Source organism: Albimonas marina (assembly GCF_029223255.1).
In the GTDB taxonomy this organism is placed as follows: domain Bacteria; phylum Pseudomonadota; class Alphaproteobacteria; order Rhodobacterales; family Rhodobacteraceae; genus Albimonas.
The window spans coordinates 324,689-346,391 of sequence record NZ_JARHUC010000002.1; the positions used below are offsets into that span (position 1 = coordinate 324,689).

A 21,703-nucleotide genomic window follows, 5' to 3' on the forward strand; every position below is an offset into this window, starting at 1 on the left:
GCCGGAGAATTCCCTGTTTTCGGCCGGATTCCGCCCCGCGCGGCCCCCCGTTCGATTGCCCTTCTCCCCCCCGGTCGCTACAACGTCGGGATCAAGAGCAGAGCGACGGCAGGAACCCTTTGACCGACACTCCGGAACCGCCCGAGGACGCCCCCGAAAACGGGCCCGAGAACGGCGGCGAGCCCCCTCGCCGGCCCGCCTACGACGGCCCCGTGATCGCCGTCGAAGAGGAGATGAAACGCTCCTACCTCGACTATGCGATGAGCGTCATCGTCAGCCGCGCGCTGCCCGATCTGCGCGACGGTCTGAAGCCGGTGCACCGGCGCATCCTCTACGCGATGCACGAGACCGGAAACACGCACGACAAGCCCTACCGCAAGTCCGCGCGCCCCGTCTCCGACGTGATGGGCAAGTATCACCCGCACGGCGACGCCGCGATCTACGACGCCCTGGTCCGCCTCGCGCAGGACTTCTCGATGCGCATGCCCCTGTTGGACGGACAGGGCAACTTCGGCTCCATGGACGGGGACAAGCCCGCGGCCATGCGCTACACCGAAGTGCGCATGCAGAAGATCGCGCTGTCCATCCTCGACGACATCGAGAAGGACACCGTCGACTTCGTCGCCAACTACGACGGCCAGGACCGCGAGCCGACCGTCCTGCCCGCGCGCTTCCCCAACCTGCTGGTCAACGGCGCGGGCGGCATCGCGGTGGGCATGGCCACCAACATCCCGCCCCACAACCTGGGCGAGGTCATCGACGGCACCCTGGCGCTGATCGACAACCCGGATCTCGAGATCTCGGACCTGATCGAGTACATCCCCGGGCCCGATTTCCCGACGGGCGGCCTGATCCTCGGCCGCGGCGGCGCGCGCAAGGCCTATCACACGGGCAAGGGCTCGGTCCTGATGCGGGCGAAGACCCGCATCGAGGAGATCCGCAAGGACCGCTACGCCATCGTCGTGGACGAGATCCCCTACCAGGTGAACAAGGCCACGATGATCGAGCGCATCGCGGAGCTCGCCCGCGACAAGCGCATCGAGGGCATCGCCTCGGTCGCCGACGAGTCGGACCGGCAGGGCATCCGCGTGGTGGTCGAGCTGAAGCGCGACGCGACGCCCGACGTCGTGCTCAACCAGCTGTTCCGCTACACGCCGCTGCAGACCTCCTTCGGCTGCAACATCCTGGCGCTGAACGGCGGCCGGCCCGAGCAGCTGGACCTGAAGAAGATCCTCGCCAGCTTCATCCAGTTCCGCGAGGACGTGGTGGCGCGCCGCACGGCGTTCGAGCTTCGCAAGGCCCGCGACCGCGCCCATATCCTGTGCGGCCTCGCCGTGGCGGTGTCGAACGTGGACGAGGTGGTGCGGATGATCCGCTCCTCCCCCGACCCGGCGACCGCCCGCGCCCGCCTGATGGAGCGCGACTGGCCCGCGCATGAGATCGCGGAATACCTGCGCCTGATCGACGACCCGATCTACAAGGTCGGCGACGACGGCACCTATCGCCTGTCGGAAGTGCAGGCCCGCGCCATCCTCGACCTGCGCCTGCAGCGCCTGACCGCCATCGGCGTGCAGGAGGTGACCGACGAGCTCGAGGAGCTGGCGGCCAAGATCCGCGAGTATCTCGAGATCCTCGGCTCGCGCGAGCGCATCCTCGACATCATCCGCGAGGAGCTGCGCGAGGTTCAGCAGGCCTTCCCCTCGCCCCGCCGCACCCAGTTCGTGGACTACGACGGCGAGCTCGACGACGAGGACCTGATCGAGCGCGAGGACATGGTCGTCACCATCACCGCGCAGGGCTACATCAAGCGCACGCCGCTGGTGGACTACCGCTCCCAGGCGCGCGGCGGGAAGGGCCTGTCCTCGATGTCCACCAAGGACGAGGACGTGGTGACCACGCTGTTCGTGGCCAACACGCATACGCCGCTCCTGATCTTCACGACCGACGGCATGGTCTACAAGCTCAAGACCTGGCAGCTGCCCTCGGGCGGCCGGGCGGCGCGCGGCAAGGCGATCGTCAACGTGCTGCCGATCTCGCCCGGGACCGGCATCGCCGCGGTGATGCCCGTCGACAAGCCCGAGGCCGAGTGGGAGAACCTGCAGATCGTCTTCGCGACCTCGGCGGGCGACGTGCGGCGCAACGCGCTGAGCGACTTCACCAACGTCATGCGCAACGGCAAGATCGCCATGCGCGTGCCCGAGGGGGTCAGCCTGGTCCGCGCCCATATCTGCGACGAGGGCTTCGACTTCTTCCTGGTCACGGCGATGGGCAAGGCGATCCGCTTCCCCGTCACCGAGGTCCGCGTCTTCAAGGGCCGCGAGTCCACCGGCGTGCGGGGCATCAAGCTCGCCGACGGGGACCGCGTGGTCTCGATGGCGGTGCTCCGCCACTTCGAGGCGACGCCCGAGGAGCGGCAGGCCTACATCAAGTGGAAGCGCGCCACCGCCCAGGCCGACGCCGAGGAGCCCGGCGACGAGAGCGACGAGGAGGCCGTGGCCGACGTCGCCATCTCGGCCGACCGGATCACCGAGATGTCGGCGGCCGAGGAGATCATCCTCACCATCACCGAGCGCGGCCAGGGCAAGCTGAGCTCGTCCATGGACTATCCCACCCGCGGCCGCGGCGGCCAGGGCGTGGGGGCGATGGACAAGGCGCAGCGCGGCGGGCCCATCGCGGCGGCCTTCCCGGTGCAGATGGACGACCAGATCATGCTGGCGACCGACAAGGGCCAGTCGATCCGCTGCCCGGTCAACGGCATCTCCCTGCGCTCGCGCACCGCGGGCGGCGTGCGGGTGCTCAACGCGGCCCCGGACGAGACCGTGGTCTCGGTCGCCTGGATCGCCGAGGCGAACGAGCCCGAGCCGGAAGCGCCCGGGGGTCCCGCCCCCGACGCCGGCGACGGCCCCGCGCCGCAGGCGCCCTCGGACGAGGATTGATCCCCGCGCCGAGCCGCGGATCCGAAACGCAGAACGCCGCCCGACATCCGTCGGGCGGCGTTTTTCTTTCGCGGGCTTCATGCGGGGGCCACGCGCGCTCCCTTCGCTCAGGCGGCGAACGGGCGGCGCGGACGGGCCCCGGGGCTTCCCCGGAGCCGCGCCCTTTCCGCGTGCGCCGCGATCTTGACGCCGGCCTGCGGCGTCCGTCGCGGCGTCGGCGTCAGATATGCCCCAACAGCACCAGGATGATCACGATCACCAGGATCAGCCCCAGGCCGCCCGACGGCCCGTAGCCCCACCCGGCGCTGTAGCCCCAGCGCGGCAGCGCGCCGATGAGGATGAGGATCAGGACGATGATCAGAATAGTGCCCAGCATGGTCGCCTCTCGTCTTGGTCCGCCGGCGTCGGCGCGCAAGGCGCCGGCGGGCGCGCGACGTCGCGCCCGGTCCGGGGAGGTTCTGCATTCGCGTCGGTCCCGGGCCGCGACCCGCGACGCCCGAAGACGGCGCCTGTCGCGGCGGTGAAGGTCAGTTAGCGCGGTTTTGCGAAGGCCAAACGATTGCGGCCGAGATTCCACGGTTGCGGCCGGCCCGCCCGCATTCGGCCGGAATCGACCGCCGCGGACACCTTGAATCCGCCCGCTTTCCGGCGGCCGCTCGCGCCCCGAGCGCAGCGAGTCGCCCGATCCGCCCCCGCCCTGCGTTTCCCCTTCGTCAGCTAATCGCCCGGATCGAAATAATTCGTTTCCATGCGTCGGCCTTTCCCGATTCCGCCTGCCGCTCCAGATTCCCCGGCGGAAGGCGGCTCGGACCGGGCCGCCCAGCATCTTGAAAGGACTGCGCCATGAGGCTCGACCTCCCCTGGCTCGCGCCCGTCGCCCGGGTTCTGCTCGCCCTGATCTTCATCGTCTCGGGCTTCGGCAAGCTGATGGATCCCGCCGGCGCGGCCGGCTACATCGAATCCGGCGGCCTGCCGGGCGTGCTGGTCTGGCCGACCATCGTGGTCGAGCTCGGCGGCGGCCTGCTGCTGGCGCTGGGGCTTTTCGCCCGCATCTCGGCGCTGGTGCTGGCCGGCTTCTCGGTGGTGGCGGGCGTGCTCTACCACTTCCTCCCCGGCCAGGGGATGGAGGGGATGGAGGCGATGATGCAGCAGATCATGTTCATGAAGAACCTCAGCATCGCCGGCGGCATGCTGCTGGTGACCGCGATGGGACCCGGGCCCTATTCGCTGTCGAAAGGCGGGCTCTGACCCCCGCTTGCGCGCCCGCGCCGCCGCAAACCGGCGCGCGGGCGCTTCCCTGCCGGCGCGCGGACGTGTAGACCCCGCGCCATGACCCAGATCGACCCCATCCACGTCGTCGGCGGCGGCATGGCCGGCTCCGAAGCCGCCTGGCAGATCGCCGCCATGGGCGTGCCCGTGGTGCTGCACGAGATGCGCCCCGACCGGAAGACCGACGCCCACCAGACCGACGGGCTGGCGGAGCTGGTCTGCTCGAACTCCTTCCGCTCCGACGATCACGAGACCAACGCCGTGGGCCTCCTGCACTGGGAGATGCGCCAGGCGGGCGGTCTGATCATCGGGGCGGGCGACCGCAACTCCCTGCCCGCGGGCGGCGCGCTCGCTGTCGACCGCGACGCCTTCTCGGCCGAGGTCACCGCCACGCTCGAGGCGCACCCGCTGGTGACGATCGAGCGCGGCGAGATCCCCGGCCTGCCGCCGGCGGAGTGGGATTCGGTGATCGTCGCGACCGGGCCGCTGACCTCGCCGGCGCTCGCCGATGCGATCCGCGGGCTGACCGGGGACGACGGGCTCGCCTTCTTCGACGCCATCGCCCCCATCGTGCACGCCGACAGCGTCGACCTCTCCAAGGCCTGGTTCCAGTCGCGCTACGACAAGGGCGAGACCGAGGAGGAGCGCACCGCCTACCTCAACTGCCCGATGTCGCGCGAGCAGTACGAGGCCTTCCTCGACGCCCTGCTCGCCGCCCCCAAGACCGAGTTCAAGGAGTGGGAGGGCACCCCCTATTTCGAGGGCTGCCTGCCGATCGAGGTGATGGCCGAGCGCGGCCGCGAGACCCTGCGCTACGGTCCGTTGAAGCCGGTCGGCCTGACCAACCCCCACGACCCGACCGTGAAGCCCCACGCCATCGTGCAGCTTCGCAAGGAGAACGCGCTGGGCACGCTGTTCAACATCGTGGGCTTCCAGACCAAGATGAAATACGCGGCCCAGACCGAGGTGTTCCGGATGATCCCGGGCCTCGAGGAGGCGCGCTTCGCCCGCCTGGGCGGCATCCACCGCAACACCTTCCTCAACTCGCCCCGCCTGCTGGACGGGCGGATGCGCCTGAAGGCCGACCCGCGCCTGCGCTTCGCGGGCCAGGTGACGGGCGTCGAGGGCTATGTCGAGAGCGCGGCCATGGGCCTGCTCGCCGGCCGCCTGGCGGCGGCCGAGCGGCTGGGCGTCGCGCTCGACACGCCCCCGCCCACCACGGCCATCGGGGCGCTGCTGAACCACATCACCGGCGGGGCCGACGCCTCGACCTTCCAGCCGATGAACGTGAACTTCGGCCTGTTCCCGCCGCTCGACGCCCCCCTGAAGGGCGGCCGGCGCGGCAAGCGGGACCGCGCCCGCGCCTATGCCGAGCGCGCCAAGGCGCACTGGGTCGACTGGCTGGGCCAACGCGCGGCGGCCTGAGGCCTGTTCCGGGGGGCCGCGCAGGCCCCCCGAACCGGTCCAATGCCGACATCATTTGACGCTTTCGTCTCGCCGCCCCATCATCGGGGCGGGAGGAAGGCCGATGACCCGAGACTATCCGACCGCTGAAGCCGCGTTCCGCAGCGACGTCTACGAGTTGCGGGATTCCGCTGCCACGCAAGCGCTCTACCGCGACTGGGCCGAGAGCTACGACGCCGACCTGGCCGCCAGCGGATACGCCGCGCCCGCCCGCTGCGCCGAGGCGCTGGCCCGCGTGGTCGAGGATCGCGCCGCGCCCCTGCTCGACGTCGGCTGCGGCACGGGCCTGTCGGGCGAGGCCTTCGCGGCGGTGGGGTTCACCACGCTCGACGGCTCCGATTTCTCGCAGGAGATGATGGAGGTGGCGGCGCGCAAGGGCGTCTACCGCGCCCTGCTGCTGAGCGACCTGAACGATCCCCTGCCCGTCGACCCCGGCGCCTACGCCCATGTCGCGGCGGTGGGCGTGTTCAGCCCCGCCCACGCCCCCGCCAGCCTGATCGACCAGGTGGTGCGGCTGCTGACGCCCGGCGGCTGCTTCGTCTTCACGCTCAACGACCACGCCCTGTCGGACCGCAGCTACGAGGGCCGCCTGCGGGAGTGGTGCGACAGCGGCCAGGTGGAGCTCGCGTTCAAGAAGCACGGGCCCCACGTGCCGGGACAGGGCCTCGGCTCCACCGTCTACGTGCTGAAGCGGCGCTGACGCGCCGGAGAGCGGGCCCATAGGCGCCCTGCGGGCGGGCTTGGGCCCGTCGCGGGCGCGTTCGCCCGGACGACCGCCGGAGGCGCCCCGGGGCGTTCAGAAGCCGCCGAAGAGCACCTTGCGCGCCAGCCGGCCGCGCCGGGCGAATTCCGACGGGATCGCCTGAGCGAAGACCTCGAAGCCCGGACGGGCGGCGGGGCGCAGCGTCTCCTCCGCCCGCCAGGCGCCGAGCAGCGCGGGACGGATCGCGGCGGCGGGGCGGAGCGCGCGGGCCTGCGAGAGCTTCTCCAGGCCGTCGGCGGCGATGGCGCGCAGCGCCTCGCGGAGCTCGGGCGGGGTGATCCCCTCGGCCAGCGTGTTGCGCTCCAGCTCCCCCTCGGTCGGGATCGGGTCGCCGCCGCGGGCGTAGAGCGCGGGCAGCGCCCGGATCAGCGCCGCCGCCCCCGCCGCCCAGCCGGCGAGGCGGGCGGCGCGGTCGTCGCGCGCCTCCAGCTCGCCCCCCGCGCAGATCCCCGCGGCGAGGCGCATCAGCGCCCCGGCGGTGCCGTCCACGTAGGCGTCGAACAGCGCCCGATCCCCGATCGAGGGCCCGTGCGTATCGTAGGAGCGCGCGTCCAGCAGCGCCTCGAACAGGTCCCGCGGCAGGCGGGCGCCGGCGACGGCCTCGGCCAGCGGCTCGACCACCTCGTGCCGGCGGGGAGCGGCGCCGTCGTAGATCTCGGCGATCGCGTCGCGCCACCATTGCAGGCGGATCTCGCCCAGCATCGGTTCGGAGACGACCGAGGGGATCCGCGCCACCTCGAGGTTGAAGGCGTAGAGCGCGAACAGCCGCCCCGCGGCCGGCGGCGGCGCCAGGCGCGCGGTCGCCCAGCGGTCGCGGTCATGCTCGCGGACGAGGGATTCGCAGGCGGATTCGAAAGCGGGCTCGGTCATGCCCGTCCAGTGGCCCAGCCGCGGCCCCGGCGCAACGGGGGGGCGTCCTTCCGCGGTCCTCCGCAGGGCGCAGGACCGCGCGTCGCGGGGGCGATCCGGCCGGGGCGCGCCGGGCGCCCCCGCCGGGCTCACGCCGCCGCGCCGGCGCCCTGCCCCGGCGCGCGCGACTGGCCCTCGGCCCCGTCGCGGATCAGCTTCCACTGGATCGCGTCCAGCAGCGCCTGGAAGGAGGCGTCGACGATGTTGGGCGAGACGCCCACCGTCGACCAGCGCCGCCCCTCCCCGTCGGTCGAGTCGATATGCACGCGGGTCACGGCCTCGGTGCCGCCCGAGGTGATGCGCACCTTGAAGTCCACGAGCTTCAGATCCTCGATGAAGCTCTGGTAGCGGCCGAGGTCCTTGGCCAGCGCCCGGCTGAGCGCGTTCACCGGGCCGCGGTCGTCGTCGGTGGCGAGATCGCGGGACTCGGAGACGGACATGATCCGCTCCCCGTCCACCACGCAGACCACGACGGCCTCCGACACCGTGATCGCGTCGCCGCGGGCGTTGATCCGCTTCTCGACCATCACCCGGTAGCGCTCGACGTCGAAGAAGCGCGGCAGCAGGCCCAGCTCCTTGCGGGCCAGCAGCTCGAAGCTCGCCTGGGCGCCGTCGTAGGCGTAGCCGGCGTCCTCGCGGGCCTTCACCTCCTCGAGGATGCGGCCGAGGCGCGGGTCGCCCTTCTCCACCGTCAGGCCCATGTCGAGCAGGCGCTGGCGCAGGTTCGACTGGCCGGCCTGGTTGGACATCGGCACCACGCGCTCGTTGCCCACCACCTCCGGGGGCACATGCTCGTAGGTCGACGGGTCCTTCAGGATCGCGCTCGCGTGCAGGCCCGCCTTGTGGGTGAAGGCGGCCTCGCCGACGTAGGGCGCATGCCGGTTGGGAGTGCGGTTGAGGATGTCGTCGAGCATCCGGCTGGCGCGGGTCAGCTTCGGCAGGTCCTCGCGCTTCACCCCGGTCTCGAGCGTGTCGGCATAGGGGGCCTTCAGCAGCAGCGTGGGGATCAGCGAGGTGAGGTTGGCGTTCCCGCAGCGCTCCCCCAGCCCGTTCAGCGTGCCCTGGATCTGGCGCGCGCCGGCGTCGACGGCGGCCAGCGACCCGGCCACCGCCATGCCGGTGTCGTCATGGGTGTGGATGCCCACGTTGGCGCCGGGGATGCGCCTGCAGACCGCGGCGACGATCTCCCCGATCTCCGCCGGCAGCGTGCCGCCGTTGGTGTCGCACAGGACCACCCAGCGGGCGCCCCCTTCCATCGCCGCCTCGAGGCAGCTGAGCGCGTAGTCGGGGTTCGCCTTGTAGCCGTCGAAGAAATGCTCGGCGTCGAACAGCGCCTCCCGCGACAGGGCGCCCAGGTGGCGGACCGAGTCGCGGATCGCGTCGCGGTTCTCCTCCAGCGTGACGCCGAGCGCGGTTTCGACCTGGTAGTCGTGGGTCTTGCCCACCAGGCAAACGGCCGGCGTCGCGGCGTTGGTCACCGCGGCCAGCACGTCGTCGTTCGCGGCCGACCGCCCCACCCGCTTGGTCATCCCGAAGGCGGTGAAGGTGGCGCGCTTCAGCCCCGGCGCGCGGGCGAAGAAGTCGCTGTCGGTGGGGTTGGCGCCGGGCCAGCCCCCCTCGACATAGTCGAGCCCCAACGCGTCGAGCGCGCGGGAAATGCGGATCTTGTCCTCGATCGAGAAGGTCACGCCCGAGGTCTGCTGACCGTCGCGCAGGGTCGTGTCGAAGAGGAAGAGCCGCTCGCGGGTCATTTCAGGGCCTCCAGCGCCGCGGGGTCGAAATCGACGCCGCGTTCGGCGGTCGTGCCGCCCTTGCCGGTCTGCACCACCAGGCCGGCCTGGTTCATCAGCGCGCGCAGCGCATCCGCCGCGGCGAAGTCCTTCGCCGCCCGGGCCGCGTCCAGCCGGGCGCAGGCGTCGGCGATCACCGCGTCATGGTCCTGCGCGTCGCCCTGCCCCGCGCCCTCGGCGAAGGAGAGGCCAAAGCCCAGGAACACGGCCGTGTCGACCACCTGCTGCAGGTCCTCGACCTCGGACTCCGGCCGCGCCAGGACCTCTCCCGCGAACCGGTGCAGGGCGCGCAGGGCGCCGTGGGTGTCGAGGTCGTCGCACAGACGCTCGATCACCTCCTCCAGCACGTCGGGATCGTCCGCGTCGGGCGAGACGCCCGCGCGCCGCGCCCGATCCGCGAGCCGGTTCAGGCGGTTCAGGATCGCGCGGGCCTGGTCGACCACGGCCTCGGTCCAGTCGAGCTCGTCGCGGTAGTGGGCGTTGAGCAGGATGGCGCGGATCACGTCGGCGGGAATCTCGGCCAGCTTGTCATGCGCCGTGAAGAAGTTGCCGAGCGACTTCGACATCTTCTTGCCGTCCACGCGGATCATGCCGTTGTGCAGCCAGACCTCGGCGAACCCGTGGTCGGGCGCGGCGCAGCAGGACTGGGCGATCTCGTTCTCGTGGTGGGGGAACATCAGGTCGGCGCCGCCGCCGTGGATGTCGAAGTCCTCGCCCAGCAGCTCCTTGGACATGGCCGAGCACTCGATGTGCCAGCCCGGGCGTCCGCGGCCCCAGGGGCTGTCCCACCCCGGCTGCTCGGGGCTAGAGGGCTTCCACAGCACGAAGTCCATCGGGTTCTTCTTGTAGGGCGCGACCTCGACCCGGGCGCCGGCGATCATGTCCTCGACCGAGCGGCCCGAGAGCTTGCCGTAGGCGGGATAGCTGTCGACCGAAAACAGCACGTGGCCCTCGGCCTCGTAGGCATGGCCGGAGGCGACCAGGGTCTCGATCATCGCGACCATGCCGGGGATGTGGCCGGTGGCGCGGGGCTCGTGCGTGGGGCGCAGGACGCCCAGCGCGTCCATGTCCTCGTGATACCACTCGGTCGTCTCGGCGGTCAGCTTCGCGATCGCCTCGAGCGGGGGCATCTCCGGGTAGAGCTGCGCGGCCCGGTCGTTGATCTTGTCCTCGACGTCGGTGAAGTTGCGCACGTAGTCGACCCGGTCGGCGCCGTAGACCAGGCGCAGCAGGCGAAACAGCACGTCGAAGACCACCGCGGGGCGGGCGTTGCCGATATGGGCGCGGTCGTAGACCGTGGGGCCGCAGACGTACATGCGCACGCGCGGGCTCTCGGCGCCCAGGCGCCAGTCGCGGGGGGTGAAGGGGGCCTTCTCGCCGGTCGCGGAATTCCGCAGCTTCAGCGGGTGGTCGGTCATGTCGGCCTCGCGGTCGCGCGTGGATGCAGCGGGGCCCGCGGCCGGCCGTTGGTCTTTCTTGGATCGGGGAAAGAGCGAACGCCGCCGCGGACTGTCGTCAGCGGGTAATGCAGATCCCGATGCAGATCGGGGCGGTGAGGGGCGTCGCGGTCATGGCCGGGTGTATGAACCCTGCGCGGGCGCATGGCAAGCGCCCTTTGCGCCGCCGCGCCGCCGACCTCGCCTCGCCCGCGCCGCCTGCTGCCCCTGCCCCCGGGGGCCGGCGCAATCCCGGCCGCGTCCATGCCCTACGGGCCCCGGCGGTGCCGCCGGGCGAGCCGGCGCAGACGCCGCGACCGCCAGAGCCGGCGCACGCGCCGATCCAATGGTCTGGCCCCGGGGTCCGGGGAGCGCCTGCCCCCTCCCCGTCCTCGCCGCACCAGGGCGCATGCGGACCCGTTCCCGCGTCCCGCCCGCGGCCCGGACGCCCGCCGCTCAGTTGGCCGCGGGGGCCGAGGCGCGGTCGGCGGCGGGGCCGCCCTGGCGACGCTCCATCAGGCGGCGCGCCTCCTCCAGCGGCATCGGGCGGCCGAAGTAGAAGCCCTGCGCCTGTTCGCAGCCGTGCCGGCGCAGGCGATCGAGGTGGGCGGCCTCCTCCACCCCCTCGGCCATCACCGGCATGTTCAGGGCGCGCGCCTGCAGCAGCGTCGCCTCGACCATCGCGGCGGCGGCCGGGTCGCGGTCCATCGCGTCGATGAAACCGCGGTCGATCTTGAGCCGGTCGAAGGGGAACGAGCGCAGCGCGCCCAGCGAGGCGAGCCCCGCCCCGTAGTCGTCCATCGCCACGCGCACGCCGGCGGCCTTCAGCTCGACCATCACCTCCAGCAGGCGGCCGTGGTCGGCGATCAGGCTCGCCTCCGTCAGCTCGATCTCCAGCCGGTCGGGGGCGAGGCCGGCGGCGAGCAGCGCGTCGGCCACCTGCTCGGCGAAATCCGCCTGGGTGAGCTGGGCGGGCGAGGCGTTGACCGACACGCCGTACTCCTGCGGCCAGCGCGCCGCGGCGCGGCAGGCCTCGCGCAGCACCCAGGCGCCGATGGGGCGGATCAGGCCGGTCTTCTCTGCCACCGGCACGAAGTCGCCCGGCAGCACCAGGCCATGACCGGGCCGCCGCCAGCGCAGCAGCGCCTCGAACCCGGTGATGCGCCCGTCGGCGAGCAGCGCCTGGGGCTGGAACCAGAGCTCGAACTCGCTGCGCTCCAGCGCCTCGCGCAGTTCCATGGCCAGCGCGGAGCGGGCGCGGCCGGCCTCGTCCATGCGCTGCTCGTAGAAGCGCGGCGCCTCCCCCGCCTCGCCCTTGGCGCGGTAGAGGGCGAGGTCGGCGCGCGACTGCAGAAGCTCGGGCGTGTCGGCGTCGTGGGGAAAGATCGCGATCCCCAGCCCGCAGCCGACCGAGAGCGAGAGCCCCTCCCAGTCGACGGGGGTGCGCACGGCGGCCATGATGCGCTGGGCGAAGAGCTCGGCCTCCTCCCGGTCGGCGAGGCCGGTCTTGAAGGCGACGAACTCGTCGCCGCCGGCGCGGGCCACGAACTCCCCCGGTCCCATCGCCGCGGCGAGCGCATCGGCCACGCCGCGCAGCAGCGCGTCGCCCGCGGCATGGCCGTGCACGTCGTTGATCGGCTTGAAGCGGTTGAGGTCGATGGCGGCGAGCGCCAGGCGCGCGTTCAGCGCGCGCGAGGCCTCGACCGCGCGGGCGAGCTCGTCGCGCAGGCAGGCGCGGTTGGGCAGGTCGGTCAGCGGATCGTGCAGCGCCATGTGCCGGTAGCGCGAGCGCGCCTCCTGCTCGGCGGAGCGGTCGATCAGGACGAAGGCCGCGCCCAGCACCAGGACGATCGCCGTCAGCGTCACCACCAGCAGCGCCACGCCCAGGTCGTCGAGCATCCCCTGGGGGATGGCGACGCCGGCCTCGTGGCGGAATTCGGCGACGTTCAGGCCGATCCCGAACATGCCCGCGATGCAGACGATGAAGATCGCCGCCCCCTGCCAGGGCGCGCGGGCGCCCCGGCGGGCGCGCAGCGCGGCCGAGGCCAGCGCGCAGACCGGCGCCGCCCAGATCAGCAGGGCCGCCACCATCTCGGGCCGCCAGATCGTGCGGCCCTCGGCGGCGACGGAGGCGATGTTGGAGATCTGCACGCCCGCGGTCAGCAGGCCGTAGCCGACGCCGACCAGGATCGCCGCGCCCAGGCCTCGGCGCCCGAAGGCGAACTGCAGCAGCGCCACGCCCCCCGCGACCGCGGCCACGAAGGACAGGATCACGATCGTCGGATCGTGCCCGTGCGGGGCGCCCTCGATGTAGCCCAGGCTCAGCAGGGTCTGCATAGCCCAGATGTCGGCGCCCGAGGTGATCCCCGTCAGCACCAGCCACCAGCGCCGCCGCTCCCGCGATTCGGAGCAGGCGCGCAGGTAGAACCGGACCGACAGCGCCACCCCCGCCGCGCCGACGAGCAGCGCGGCGGCGATCATCGCCGGGTCGTGATGGGAGCCGCCGCTCTCAAGCATCGGGCCGTCTTCCGTCCTGAACCGCCCCCGGCCTAGACGAGGCGGGTGAAGAAAGACCGAACGGCGGGAGCGGAGCGGGCCTGCGCCCCTCGCGGCGTGACGGATCGGAGGCGCCCCGCGCATGCCCCGCGGCGGGGATCGCGTACGGAACCGCCGCGGACGCGATGCGGGACGGCATCCGCGGCTCAGCCGGCGGCGCGGCGGGCGGGCGGCCCGCCGTCGGTCGCGACGCCGGCGCCCGGCGGCGGGAGGGCGAGCGTCTGGGGCGCGGTCGCCTCGCGATCCGCAGGCGCTGCGCCGGAAGGCGGCGGAGCGGCGGCGTCCGGGACCGGCGCGGCGCGCCCGGGCATGCCCATGCTCCGGCGCACGGCCTCGGCCTCCATCGGGCGGCCGAAAAGGAAGCCCTGCCCCTCGGCGCAGCCTTCCTCGCGCAGGAAGCGCAGCCCTTCCTCGGTGGAGACGCCCTCCGCCAGCACCGGGATCGCCAGCGCCCGGCCCAGCAGCAGGGTCGAGCGCACGATGGCCAGCGACTGGGGATCGCGGCCCAGGCTCTCGACGAAGCCGCGGTCGATCTTGATCTTGTCGAAGGGGAAGCTGCGCAGCGCCGCCAGCGAGGCGTAGCCGGCCCCGTAGTCGTCCATCGCCACCCGCACGCCGAGGGCCTTCAGCTGGCCCATCACCGCGCGCAGCTGGGCGTGGTCGGCGATCATCGAGGCCTCGGTCACCTCCAGCTCCAGCCGCTCCGCCGCGAGGCCGGAGACCAGCAGCGCGTCGCGCACCAGCTCGACGAAATCGGACTGGGCGAGCTGCGAGGGGGCCACGTTCACCGCCACCCCCACCGGATCCGCCCAGCCCGCGGCCTCGCGGCAGGCGGCGTGCAGGACCCAGGCGCCGATGTCGCGGATCAGGCCCGTGCTTTCGGCCACCGGGATGAAGGCGTCGGGGGGGAGCAGCCCGCGCGCGGGGTGACGCCAGCGGATCAGCGCCTCGTAGGCGAAGACGCGCCCGTCGCCGAGCGCGGTCTGGGGCTGGTAGCGCAGTTCGAACTCGTCGCGCTCCAGCGCCCGGCGCAGTTCCATCGCCAGCGCCGAGCGGTCGCGCGAGGCCTCGTCCATGCGCCGGTCGTAGAAGACGATCTCGTCCCCCGTCTCCTTCTTGGCCCGGTAGAGCGCGAGGTCGACGCGGGTCAGCAGCGCGCCCGCATCCTCGCCGTCGCGCGGGTGCAGGGCGATGCCCAGCGAGGCGCCGACGCCCAGGCTCGCGCCCTGCCAGTCGATGGGGGCGACGATGGCGTCGTGCAGGCGGCGGGCGAAGCGCTCGGCCTCCTCCCGGGTGCAGGGATGCTTGAGGGCGACGAACTCGTCCCCGCCGGTGCGCGCGAAGATCTCGCCCGGGGCCAGCGCCGCCTCGACCCGGCGGGCGATCCCCTGCAGCACCGCGTCGCCGGCGGCGTGGCCCTGCACGTCGTTCACCGGCTTGAAGCGGTCGAGGTCGACGCCCACCACCGCCAGCAGCGCGCCGCCGTGGCCGATGCCGTCGGCCTCCCGCTCCGCCCGCGCCTCGGCCAGGCGGCGGTCGAGCTCGGTGGTCAGCAGGGCGCGGTTGGGCAGGCCGGTCAGCGGATCGTGCAGCGCCAGGTGGCGGAACCGCGCCTCCGCCGCGCGGTTGGAGGCGAGGTCGATGGAGGAGAACAGGAAGGTGGTCGCCGCGCTCAGCGCCGAGAAGGCGAGCACCATGTAGCCCAGCGAGGCCCGGTCCACGAGCCCCTCGGGGATCGGCAGCCCGGGCTCGGGCGCGAACACGGGCGCGAAGGCCGCGAACAGGTTCAGCCCCACGATCGAGACATGCAGCGCGATCGTCCCCTGCACCGTGCGCCGCGCCCCGGCGGGGCCGTTCAGGCGCAGCCCCGCCCAGCCGAGCCCCCCGAGCGCGAAGGCCGCGGAGAGCGCCGCCGGCAGGGGATCGAGCGAGAAGCGCCCCGCGGCATGCAGCGACGCGAAGACCGTGGCGTAGACCGCCAGCACCGCCGCGCCGGAGCCCGCCCCGATCAGCGCGCCCTGCAGACGGCTGCGCTCCCCCTCCACGCCCGCGTTGAACGCGGCCGTGAAGAGGATCACCGAGACGAGCAGCCCCAGCGCCAGCGGCGCCACGTCGTAGGAGACCGCGACCGGCGCGCCGTCCGCCTCCTGCCAGCGGCGGCCCAGCGAGATCAGCAGCGTGCTCGACCACCCCATGACCCCGACGGTGGCCCCGACCAGGGTCTGCCACAGGCGCCGCCGCTCCCGCGGTTCGCCCTGCATGCGCACGAGGAATCGCGACACGGCCATGGCGTTGAGCGCCACGAACAGCAGCCCCCCGCCCAGATAGAGCGGGTCGAAACTGCCCAGAGCTTCGCCCAGTCGGACGATCATGCCGCCTCTCCCGCATGCCTCGCGGCTCCGCGGTAAGGGAAAGGCGTGAACAAAGCGGAAATGGGCGGGTCCGCAGGGCGGCTCGGCGTTGACCGTCCGGGCCTCGGGCGGCTAGATGCCCCGGCGCATCGGCAGGGCCCCTTAGCTCAACTGGATAGAGCAGCGGACTTCTAATCCGCAGGTTCCGGGTTCGAGTCCTGGAGGGGTCGCCAACCGCGGCGCGCGGTCACCTGCGCGCCGCGCGCCGGAGCCCGACGGCGAGATTCGCCAGCGCCAGCAGCCCGCTCGCCGCCAGCACCACCGACGGACCCGCGGGCGCGTCCCAGGTCCAGGAGGCGCCGAGCCCGCCCAGCACCGAGGCCGCGCCGATCAGCGCCGCCGCCGCGGCCATGCGCTCGGGCGTGGGGGAGACCGCGCGGGCGGCGGCGGCGGGGATCACCAGAAGCGCGGTGATCAGCAGCGCCCCCACCACCTTCAGCGCCGCGGCCACCAGGAAGGCCAGGGCCAGCATCAGGATCAGCCGCTCGCGGTCGGGATCGCGCCCCTCGGCGGCGGCGAGGTCGGGGGAGAGCGTGGCGCTGAGCAGCCCCGTCCAGCGCCAGGCGAGCAGCGCCAGCGCGGCCGCGGCGCCCCCCACGATGGTCCACAGGTCCGCGCGCGAGACCGCGAGGATGTCGCCGAAGAGATAGCCCATCAGGTCCAGCCGCGCCCCCGGCAGGAAGGCCATCGCCACCAGCCCCCCGGCGAGCGCGGTGTGCGCCGCCACCCCCAGCAGCGTGTCCGCCGCGTAGGAGCGCCCGGAGGCGAGCGAGACGCCGGCGGCGGCGGCCGCCGCCACCGCCAGAACGCCCGCGAAGACCGGGATCTCGAGCGCCAGCGACATCGCCACGCCCAGGATCGCGGCATGGGCGATGGCGTCGCCGAAATAGGCCATGCGCCGCCAGACCACGAAGCAGCCCAGCGGCCCCGCCGCCAGCGCCGCCGCCACCCCCGCGACGCCCGCGCGGACCAGGAAATCGTCGAGCAGGCTCATCGCGCGGCCCCCTCCCCCACCGCCGTCGGCGCTGGGTCGTGGGGATGGTCATGCGCGTGGTCGTGACCGTGGCCGTGCCCATGCGCATGATCGTGGTGGTGGTCGTGATCGTGGCGGTAGAGCGCCAGCGCCCCGCCGGTGCCGTAGCCGAACAGGGCCCGGTACTCGGGCGCCGCGGCCACCACGGTGGGCGTGCCCTCGCAGCAGACGTGGCCGTTGAGGCAGATCACCCGGTCCGAGGCCGCCATCACCACGTGCAGGTCGTGGCTGACCATCAGCACCGCGCAGCCCAGCTCGTCTCGCAGCTCCGCCACCAGCCGGTAGAAGGCCGAGGCGCCGGGCTGGTCGAGGCCGGTGGTCGGCTCGTCCAGCACCAGCAGCTCCGGCCGGCGCAGCAGGGCGTGGGCCAGCAGCGCCCGCTGGAACTGGCCGCCCGACAGCTCCGAGAGCTGGCGGCGCGACAGGCCCGTGGCCCCGGTGCGCGCCAGCGCGGCCTCGCGCACGGCGCCGTCGCGCTCGCCCGCCAGCGCCAGGAAGCGGTCGACCGTCATCGGCAGCGTGCGGTCGAGCGCCAGCGACTGCGGAACATAGCCCACCCGCAGCCCCTTGCGCCGGCGCACCGCGCCCGCGGCGGGCTTCAGCGCCCCCGCCAGCGCCCGCGCGAGGCTGGTCTTGCCCGAGCCGTTGGGCCCCACCAGCGTGACGATCTCGCCCGCGCGCAGGCTGAGGTCGACGTCGCGCAGCACCTCGACCCCGTCGTAGCGGATCGAGACGCCCTTCGCCTCGACCAGCGGCTCGGCCGACGGTTCGGTCTCGGGGCGGGAGAGGGGGGCGAGGACGCTCATGCCTCGCCCTCCCGGTGGCGGCAATCGGGGCACACGCCCTCGACCTCGACCACCGTGCGCTCGACCTCGAAGCCCAGGTCCCGCGCGGCGTCGGCGACGGAGGCGGCGGCCGGGGCGGCCGAGGTCTCGGCCACCCGCCGGCAGCCGCGGCAGATCATGAAGGCGGGCGCATGGGCCGCGGGGCCCGCGTCGCCGGGATGGGCGCAGGCGACGAAGGCGTTGAGCTTCTCGATCCGGTGGGCGAAGCCGTTGGCCACCAGGAAATCCAGCGCGCGGTAGGCGACGGGGGGCTGGGCGGGATGCCCCCCCTCGCGCAGCCGCTCGAGCACGTCGTAGGCGCCCAGCGCCTCGTGGGAGGCGAGCAGGATCTCGAGCACCCGCGCCCGCGCCGGCGTCAGGCGCAGCCCGCGCTCGGCGCAGGCGGCCTCGACCGCCGCGCGCGCGTCGGCGACGCAGCGGCGATGGTCGTGGCGCCGGAAGGCCGCGGGCGCGGGCTCGCGCGGGGCGGCGGGGGCGGAGGGGGTCTGATCGCTCATGCGTTACACTATAACATTTCACTTGTTATGTTGTAACGGCCTTGCTACCTCCTGCCGCACGAACTGGCAACCGCCCTCGCGACCGGGCGGTCGCATCCCGCCCGGCGGCGGGCGAACAAGACGCGCCCGGCGACGGGCGACCACGACACGCCCGGCGGCGGGCGATCAGAACACGCCCGGCGACGGGCGGGAAAGGGCGAGAGGCATGAAGGCGATGCGCTGGGCGATGGCGGGGATGCTCCTGGCGGGCGGAGCGGCGGGGAGCGCGGGCGCCCAGACGGCGCCGCGCGTGGTGGCCGACATCCCGCCCGTGCAGTCCCTCGCGGCGATGGCGATGGCAGGCGTGGGCGAGGTCGAGCTGATCGTGCCGCCCGGCGCCTCGCCCCACGGCTTCACCCTGCGCCCCAGCCAGGCCGGCGCGCTGGAGCGGGCGGACCTGGTGATCTCCATCGGCCCGGCGCTCGCCCCCTGGCTCGACGAGGCCGCCGACGCCCTGGCCCGGCCCGAGGCGGTGCGCCTCGACCTGCTGGACCTGCCCGGGACCCACGCCCTGCCCTTCCGCGAGGCGGCGGTCTTCGCCGGCGGCCACGATCACGACGACGACCATGCCGCGCATGACGAGGACGGCCACGACGACCATGACCCCGCCGACGCGGCGCACGCCGGGGAGCATGAGGGCGAGGGGCATGACGACGCCGGGCATGACGGCCACGACCATCACGGCCTCGACCCGCACGCCTGGCTGAACCCCGACAACGCGCTCGTCTGGCTCGACGCCATCGCGGATGCGCTGGCGCGCATCGACCCGGCCCGCGCCGAGACCTACGCCGCCAACGCCGCCGCCGGCCGCGCCCGGATCGAGGCCGCGGCGCGCACGGCCGAGGAGCTGCTGGAGCCGGTGCATCACCGCCCCTACGTCGTCTTCCACGACGCCTACCGTCATTTCGAGGAACGCTTCGACATGCCCGCCTCGGCGGCCGTGTCGCTGGGCGACGCGGCCTCGCCCGGCGCGCGCCGGGTGGCCGAGGTGCGCGAGGCGATCGAGACGACCCGGGCGCTGTGCGTCTTCGCCGAGCCGCAGATGCCCGCCCGCCTGATCGACTCGGTCGCGGGCGACGAGGTCCGCCGCGGCGTGCTCGACCCGCTGGGCGCCACGCTGACCCCGGGGCCGGAGCTCTACCCCGCCCTGATCGAGGCCATGGCCAAGAGCCTGCTGGAATGCCTGGGCGACCGCGCCTGAGGCCCCCAGACGTTGAAACGCAGAACGCCCCGGACCGAGGTCCGGGGCGTTCGCGCATCCAGGGCCGCGGCGGGCCGGATCAGAAGCCGTATTCGGCCTCCCACACGTAGTCCGCGTAGTTCTTGATCGAGCGGTCGGAGCTGAACCGCCCCATGCCGGCGATGTTGATCGCCGACTTGCGCAGCCAGTCGCGCCGGTCCTTCCAGGCGTCGTCGATGCGGCGCTGGACGGTCCAGTAGCTGGAGAAATCCGCCGTCACCATGAACCAGTCGTGGTGGCGCAGCGTGTCGGCGATGCCCCGGAAGCGGCCGGGATCGTCGGGCGAGAACACGCCCCGCTCGATCTGGGTGATGACGCGGGCCAGCCGCTCGTCCGCCTCGATGGCGGGGCGGGAGTCGTAGCCCCGCTCGCGCATCGCGTGGACCTCGTCGGCGGTCTTGCCGAAGATGAAGATGTTCTCGGGTCCCACCGCCTCGCGGATCTCGACGTTGGCGCCGTCGAGCGTGCCGACCGTCAGCGCCCCGTTCATCGAGAGCTTCATGTTGCCGGTGCCCGACGCCTCCATCCCCGCGGTGGAGATCTGCTCGGACAGGTCCGAGGCGGGGATCAGCCGCTCGGCCATCGAGACGTTGTAGTTGGGCGGGAACACGATCTTCAGCCGGTCGCCGATCGCCGGATCCTCGTTGATCTTCCGGCCGATGTCGTTGATCAGCTTGATGATCAGCTTCGCCTGCTGGTAGCCCGGCGCGGCCTTGCCGCCGAAGAGCTTCACCCGCGGCGTCCAGTCCTTGCCGGGATTGTCGCGCATCTCGTTGTAGAGCGCCGCGGCCTCGAGGATGTTGAGCAGCTGGCGCTTGTATTCGTGGATGCGCTTGATCTGCACGTCGAACATGGCGTCGGGGTCGACGCCCACGCCGGTATGCTCCAGCAGCCAGTTCGACAGGGCGGCCTTGTTGATCCGCTTGGCGTCCCACAGCGCGTCCTGGAACGAGCGCTGCGTGGCGTGCGGGCGGATCCGCTCGAGCTTGTCGAGGTCGGTGATCCAGCCCTCGCCCACCGTCTCGTTCAGCAGGTCGCGCAGGCGCCCGTTGCAGGTGTTGATCCAGCGCCGCGGGGTGACGCCGTTGGTGACGTTCACGATGCGGTCGGGGTGCAGCTCATGCAGGTCCTTGAAGACCGTCTTCTTCATCAGGTCGGTGTGCAGGGCCGAGACCCCGTTCACCTTGCACGAGCCGACGAAGGCGAGGTTGCCCATCCGGATCTCGCCATGGTCGATGATCCGCGTCGCCTCGGGGCGGTCGGGGAACTCCTGCTCATGGCGGCGGTTGATCTTCTCGATGATCTGCAGGTGGCGCGGCAGCACGCGGGACATCAGGTCCCACGACCAGCGCTCCAGCGCCTCGGGCATCAGGGTGTGGTTGGTGTAGTGCAGCGTCCCGCGGGAGACCTCGAACGCCTCGTCGAAGCTCAGCCCGTGGCGGTCGATCAGCAGGCGCACCAGCTCCGCCACCGCGATGGCGGGATGGGTGTCGTTGAGCTGGATGGCGACCTTGTTGGGCAGCTCCCGCACGTCCTGGTGATCGGAGACGAAGCGGCGCAGCAGGTCGCGGACCGAGGCGGCGGTGAAGAAGTATTCCTGCTTCAGCCGCAGCTCCTTGCCCTGCGGGGTGGTGTCGTCGGGGTAAAGGACGCGGGAGATGGTCTGCGCCAGGATCGCCGGCGCGGCCGCGCCCACGAAGTCGCCGCGGTTGAAGCGGTCGAGCTCGAACAGCCGCTCGGGCTTGGCGGACCACAGCCGCAGGGTGTTGGTCCAGCGGCCGCCCCAGCCGGGAACGGGCGTGTCGTAGGCGGCGGCGATCACCACCTCCTCGGGCTCCCACTCGGCCGCGTCGCCCTCGCCCTGGCGGACCGAGCCGCCGAAGCCGATGCGGTGCTGCACCTCGCGGCGCTGGAACTCCCACGGGTGGGCCTGGCGAAGCCACTCCTCGGCCTCCTCCACCTGCCAGCCCTCGTGGAAGCCCTGGCGGAACAGGCCGTGATCGTAGCGGATGCCGTAGCCGTGGGCCGGCAGGCCGACGGTGGACATCGAGTCGAGGAAGCAGGCCGCCAGCCGGCCCAGGCCGCCGTTGCCGAGCGCCGCGTCGGGCTCGTCGTCGAGCACCTCGCGCCAGTCGATGCCGTGCTTCTCGACGGCCTTGCGCGCCATCTCGCCCAGCCCGAGGTTGTCGATCGCATCCTCGAGCAGGCGGCCGATGAGGAACTCCATCGACAGGTAGTAAACGCGCTTGCGGTCTTCCTTGTAGACCTGGCGGACGCTGTCGAACCAGGGCGCGACGACCATGTCGCGGATCGCGTGCGTCAGCGCCAGCCGCCAGTCCGAGAGCGTCGCGGTGTCCGTGGTCTTCCCGATCGTGAAGGTCAGGTGGTTGAGAACGGCGTCGGCGAGCTCGTCGGCGTCGGTGGGGCGCGAGACGGCGTGGCGGAAGTTCATGGCCTGGTCCCTGTGCTGCTCGAACGAGGCTATTGCACGATAGATTGACGAAGGGCAACGAAC

General features: G+C 72.8%; 15 protein-coding genes and 1 tRNA gene. 6 read left to right on the plus strand and 10 right to left on the minus strand.

Translation table 11 applies throughout. From position 1 onward, the window contains the following. Nucleotides 1-119: 119 nt before the first annotated feature. Nucleotides 120-2,936, plus strand: a complete 2,817-nt coding sequence (gyrA, locus tag P2H44_RS05260) for a DNA gyrase subunit A (RefSeq protein WP_275762397.1) — start codon at nucleotides 120-122, stop codon at nucleotides 2,934-2,936. A 220-nt stretch (nucleotides 2,937-3,156) separates the two neighbouring features. On the opposite strand, the gene P2H44_RS05265 is transcribed toward gyrA, so the two are convergent. Next, nucleotides 3,157-3,312, minus strand: a complete 156-nt coding sequence (locus P2H44_RS05265) for a DUF3309 family protein (RefSeq protein ID WP_275762398.1) — start codon at nucleotides 3,310-3,312, stop codon at nucleotides 3,157-3,159. Between the two features lie 467 nt (nucleotides 3,313-3,779). Here P2H44_RS05265 and P2H44_RS05270 point away from each other — a divergent pair, with 467 nt between their 5' ends. The 3 genes from P2H44_RS05270 (at nucleotide 3,780) to P2H44_RS05280 (ending at nucleotide 6,369) form a co-directional block, all read left to right on the plus strand. Further along, complete coding sequence (locus tag P2H44_RS05270; protein WP_275762399.1) at nucleotides 3,780-4,184, plus strand: DoxX family protein; 405 nt, start codon at nucleotides 3,780-3,782, stop codon at nucleotides 4,182-4,184. Between the two features lie 81 nt (nucleotides 4,185-4,265). Continuing rightward, nucleotides 4,266-5,630 carry a methylenetetrahydrofolate--tRNA-(uracil(54)-C(5))-methyltransferase (FADH(2)-oxidizing) TrmFO gene (trmFO, locus tag P2H44_RS05275; RefSeq protein ID WP_275762400.1) on the plus strand — a complete coding sequence of 455 codons (1,365 nt, stop codon included), beginning with the start codon at nucleotides 4,266-4,268 and terminating at the stop codon, nucleotides 5,628-5,630. A 103-nt stretch (nucleotides 5,631-5,733) separates the two neighbouring features. Next, nucleotides 5,734-6,369 carry a class I SAM-dependent DNA methyltransferase gene (locus tag P2H44_RS05280; protein WP_275762401.1) on the plus strand — a complete coding sequence of 212 codons (636 nt, stop codon included), beginning with the start codon at nucleotides 5,734-5,736 and terminating at the stop codon, nucleotides 6,367-6,369. A gap of 96 nt (nucleotides 6,370-6,465) precedes the next feature. Here the strand turns inward: P2H44_RS05280 and P2H44_RS05285 are convergent, their stop codons facing one another. The 5 genes from P2H44_RS05285 to P2H44_RS05305 all read right to left on the minus strand — a co-directional run bounded on the left by P2H44_RS05285 (nucleotide 6,466) and on the right by P2H44_RS05305 (nucleotide 15,495). Then, nucleotides 6,466-7,302: a phytoene/squalene synthase family protein gene (locus tag P2H44_RS05285; protein WP_275762402.1), complete on the minus strand. Its 837-nt coding sequence runs from the start codon at nucleotides 7,300-7,302 to the stop codon at nucleotides 6,466-6,468. A 128-nt stretch (nucleotides 7,303-7,430) separates the two neighbouring features. After that, nucleotides 7,431-9,092: a citramalate synthase gene (gene cimA, locus P2H44_RS05290; protein ID WP_275762403.1), complete on the minus strand. Its 1,662-nt coding sequence runs from the start codon at nucleotides 9,090-9,092 to the stop codon at nucleotides 7,431-7,433. Further along, nucleotides 9,089-10,549, minus strand: coding sequence for a cysteine--tRNA ligase (gene cysS, locus P2H44_RS05295; RefSeq protein WP_275762404.1), 1,461 nt, complete (start codon nucleotides 10,547-10,549; stop codon nucleotides 9,089-9,091). Before cysS ends, cimA begins: the two co-directional genes overlap by 4 nt. 474 nt (nucleotides 10,550-11,023) lie before the next feature. Continuing rightward, nucleotides 11,024-13,084 (minus strand): putative bifunctional diguanylate cyclase/phosphodiesterase, encoded by a 2,061-nt coding sequence (locus P2H44_RS05300; RefSeq protein ID WP_275762405.1) that lies wholly within the window; start codon nucleotides 13,082-13,084, stop codon nucleotides 11,024-11,026. Between the two features lie 185 nt (nucleotides 13,085-13,269). Further along, entirely contained in the window at nucleotides 13,270-15,495 is a 2,226-nt protein-coding gene (locus tag P2H44_RS05305; protein ID WP_275762406.1) for a putative bifunctional diguanylate cyclase/phosphodiesterase, read from the minus strand. A gap of 135 nt (nucleotides 15,496-15,630) precedes the next feature. Here P2H44_RS05305 and P2H44_RS05310 point away from each other — a divergent pair. Further along, a tRNA-Arg gene (locus P2H44_RS05310) sits at nucleotides 15,631-15,707 on the plus strand. 14 nt (nucleotides 15,708-15,721) lie between these two features. On the opposite strand, the gene P2H44_RS05315 is transcribed toward P2H44_RS05310, so the two are convergent. From P2H44_RS05315 to P2H44_RS05325, 3 genes are read right to left on the minus strand one after another with little or no spacing between them, the layout of a single operon-like run. Then, a complete protein-coding gene (locus tag P2H44_RS05315; RefSeq protein ID WP_275762407.1) occupies nucleotides 15,722-16,528 on the minus strand; it encodes an iron chelate uptake ABC transporter family permease subunit in 807 nt (268 codons plus the stop codon). Next, nucleotides 16,525-17,373: a metal ABC transporter ATP-binding protein gene (locus P2H44_RS05320; protein ID WP_275762408.1), complete on the minus strand. Its 849-nt coding sequence runs from the start codon at nucleotides 17,371-17,373 to the stop codon at nucleotides 16,525-16,527. Before P2H44_RS05320 ends, P2H44_RS05315 begins: the two co-directional genes overlap by 4 nt. After that, entirely contained in the window at nucleotides 17,370-17,909 is a 540-nt protein-coding gene (locus P2H44_RS05325; protein WP_275762409.1) for a transcriptional repressor, read from the minus strand. The genes P2H44_RS05320 and P2H44_RS05325 overlap by 4 nt, the downstream gene beginning before the upstream one ends. 205 nt (nucleotides 17,910-18,114) lie before the next feature. Between P2H44_RS05325 and P2H44_RS05330 the strand changes: the two genes are divergently transcribed. After that, the gene (locus P2H44_RS05330; RefSeq protein ID WP_275762410.1) at nucleotides 18,115-19,149 is read left to right on the plus strand and encodes a zinc ABC transporter substrate-binding protein; all 1,035 of its coding nucleotides are present in this window, start codon (nucleotides 18,115-18,117) and stop codon (nucleotides 19,147-19,149) included. 79 nt (nucleotides 19,150-19,228) lie between these two features. Here the strand turns inward: P2H44_RS05330 and P2H44_RS05335 are convergent, their stop codons facing one another. Then, nucleotides 19,229-21,640 (minus strand): glycogen/starch/alpha-glucan phosphorylase, encoded by a 2,412-nt coding sequence (locus P2H44_RS05335; RefSeq protein WP_275762411.1) that lies wholly within the window; start codon nucleotides 21,638-21,640, stop codon nucleotides 19,229-19,231. Nucleotides 21,641-21,703 lie beyond the last annotated feature (63 nt).

Bases quoted from the DNA above. Each gene is read 5' to 3' on its own strand.
- cysS (WP_275762404.1), bottom strand. From the start codon at position 10,549: ATGACCGACCACCCGCTGAAGCTGCGGAATTCCGCGACCGGCGAGAAG.
- P2H44_RS05265 (WP_275762398.1), bottom strand. From the start codon at position 3,312: ATGCTGGGCACTATTCTGATCATCGTCCTGATCCTCATCCTCATCGGC.
- P2H44_RS05320 (WP_275762408.1), bottom strand. From the start codon at position 17,373: ATGAGCGTCCTCGCCCCCCTCTCCCGCCCCGAGACCGAACCGTCGGCC.
- P2H44_RS05325 (WP_275762409.1), bottom strand. From the start codon at position 17,909: ATGAGCGATCAGACCCCCTCCGCCCCCGCCGCCCCGCGCGAGCCCGCG.
- P2H44_RS05315 (WP_275762407.1), bottom strand. From the start codon at position 16,528: ATGAGCCTGCTCGACGATTTCCTGGTCCGCGCGGGCGTCGCGGGGGTG.
- cimA (WP_275762403.1), bottom strand. From the start codon at position 9,092: ATGACCCGCGAGCGGCTCTTCCTCTTCGACACGACCCTGCGCGACGGT.
- trmFO (WP_275762400.1), top strand. From the start codon at position 4,266: ATGACCCAGATCGACCCCATCCACGTCGTCGGCGGCGGCATGGCCGGC.
- P2H44_RS05305 (WP_275762406.1), bottom strand. From the start codon at position 15,495: ATGATCGTCCGACTGGGCGAAGCTCTGGGCAGTTTCGACCCGCTCTAT.
- P2H44_RS05270 (WP_275762399.1), top strand. From the start codon at position 3,780: ATGAGGCTCGACCTCCCCTGGCTCGCGCCCGTCGCCCGGGTTCTGCTC.
- P2H44_RS05330 (WP_275762410.1), top strand. From the start codon at position 18,115: ATGAAGGCGATGCGCTGGGCGATGGCGGGGATGCTCCTGGCGGGCGGA.
- P2H44_RS05280 (WP_275762401.1), top strand. From the start codon at position 5,734: ATGACCCGAGACTATCCGACCGCTGAAGCCGCGTTCCGCAGCGACGTC.
- P2H44_RS05285 (WP_275762402.1), bottom strand. From the start codon at position 7,302: ATGACCGAGCCCGCTTTCGAATCCGCCTGCGAATCCCTCGTCCGCGAG.
- P2H44_RS05300 (WP_275762405.1), bottom strand. From the start codon at position 13,084: ATGCTTGAGAGCGGCGGCTCCCATCACGACCCGGCGATGATCGCCGCC.
- P2H44_RS05335 (WP_275762411.1), bottom strand. From the start codon at position 21,640: ATGAACTTCCGCCACGCCGTCTCGCGCCCCACCGACGCCGACGAGCTC.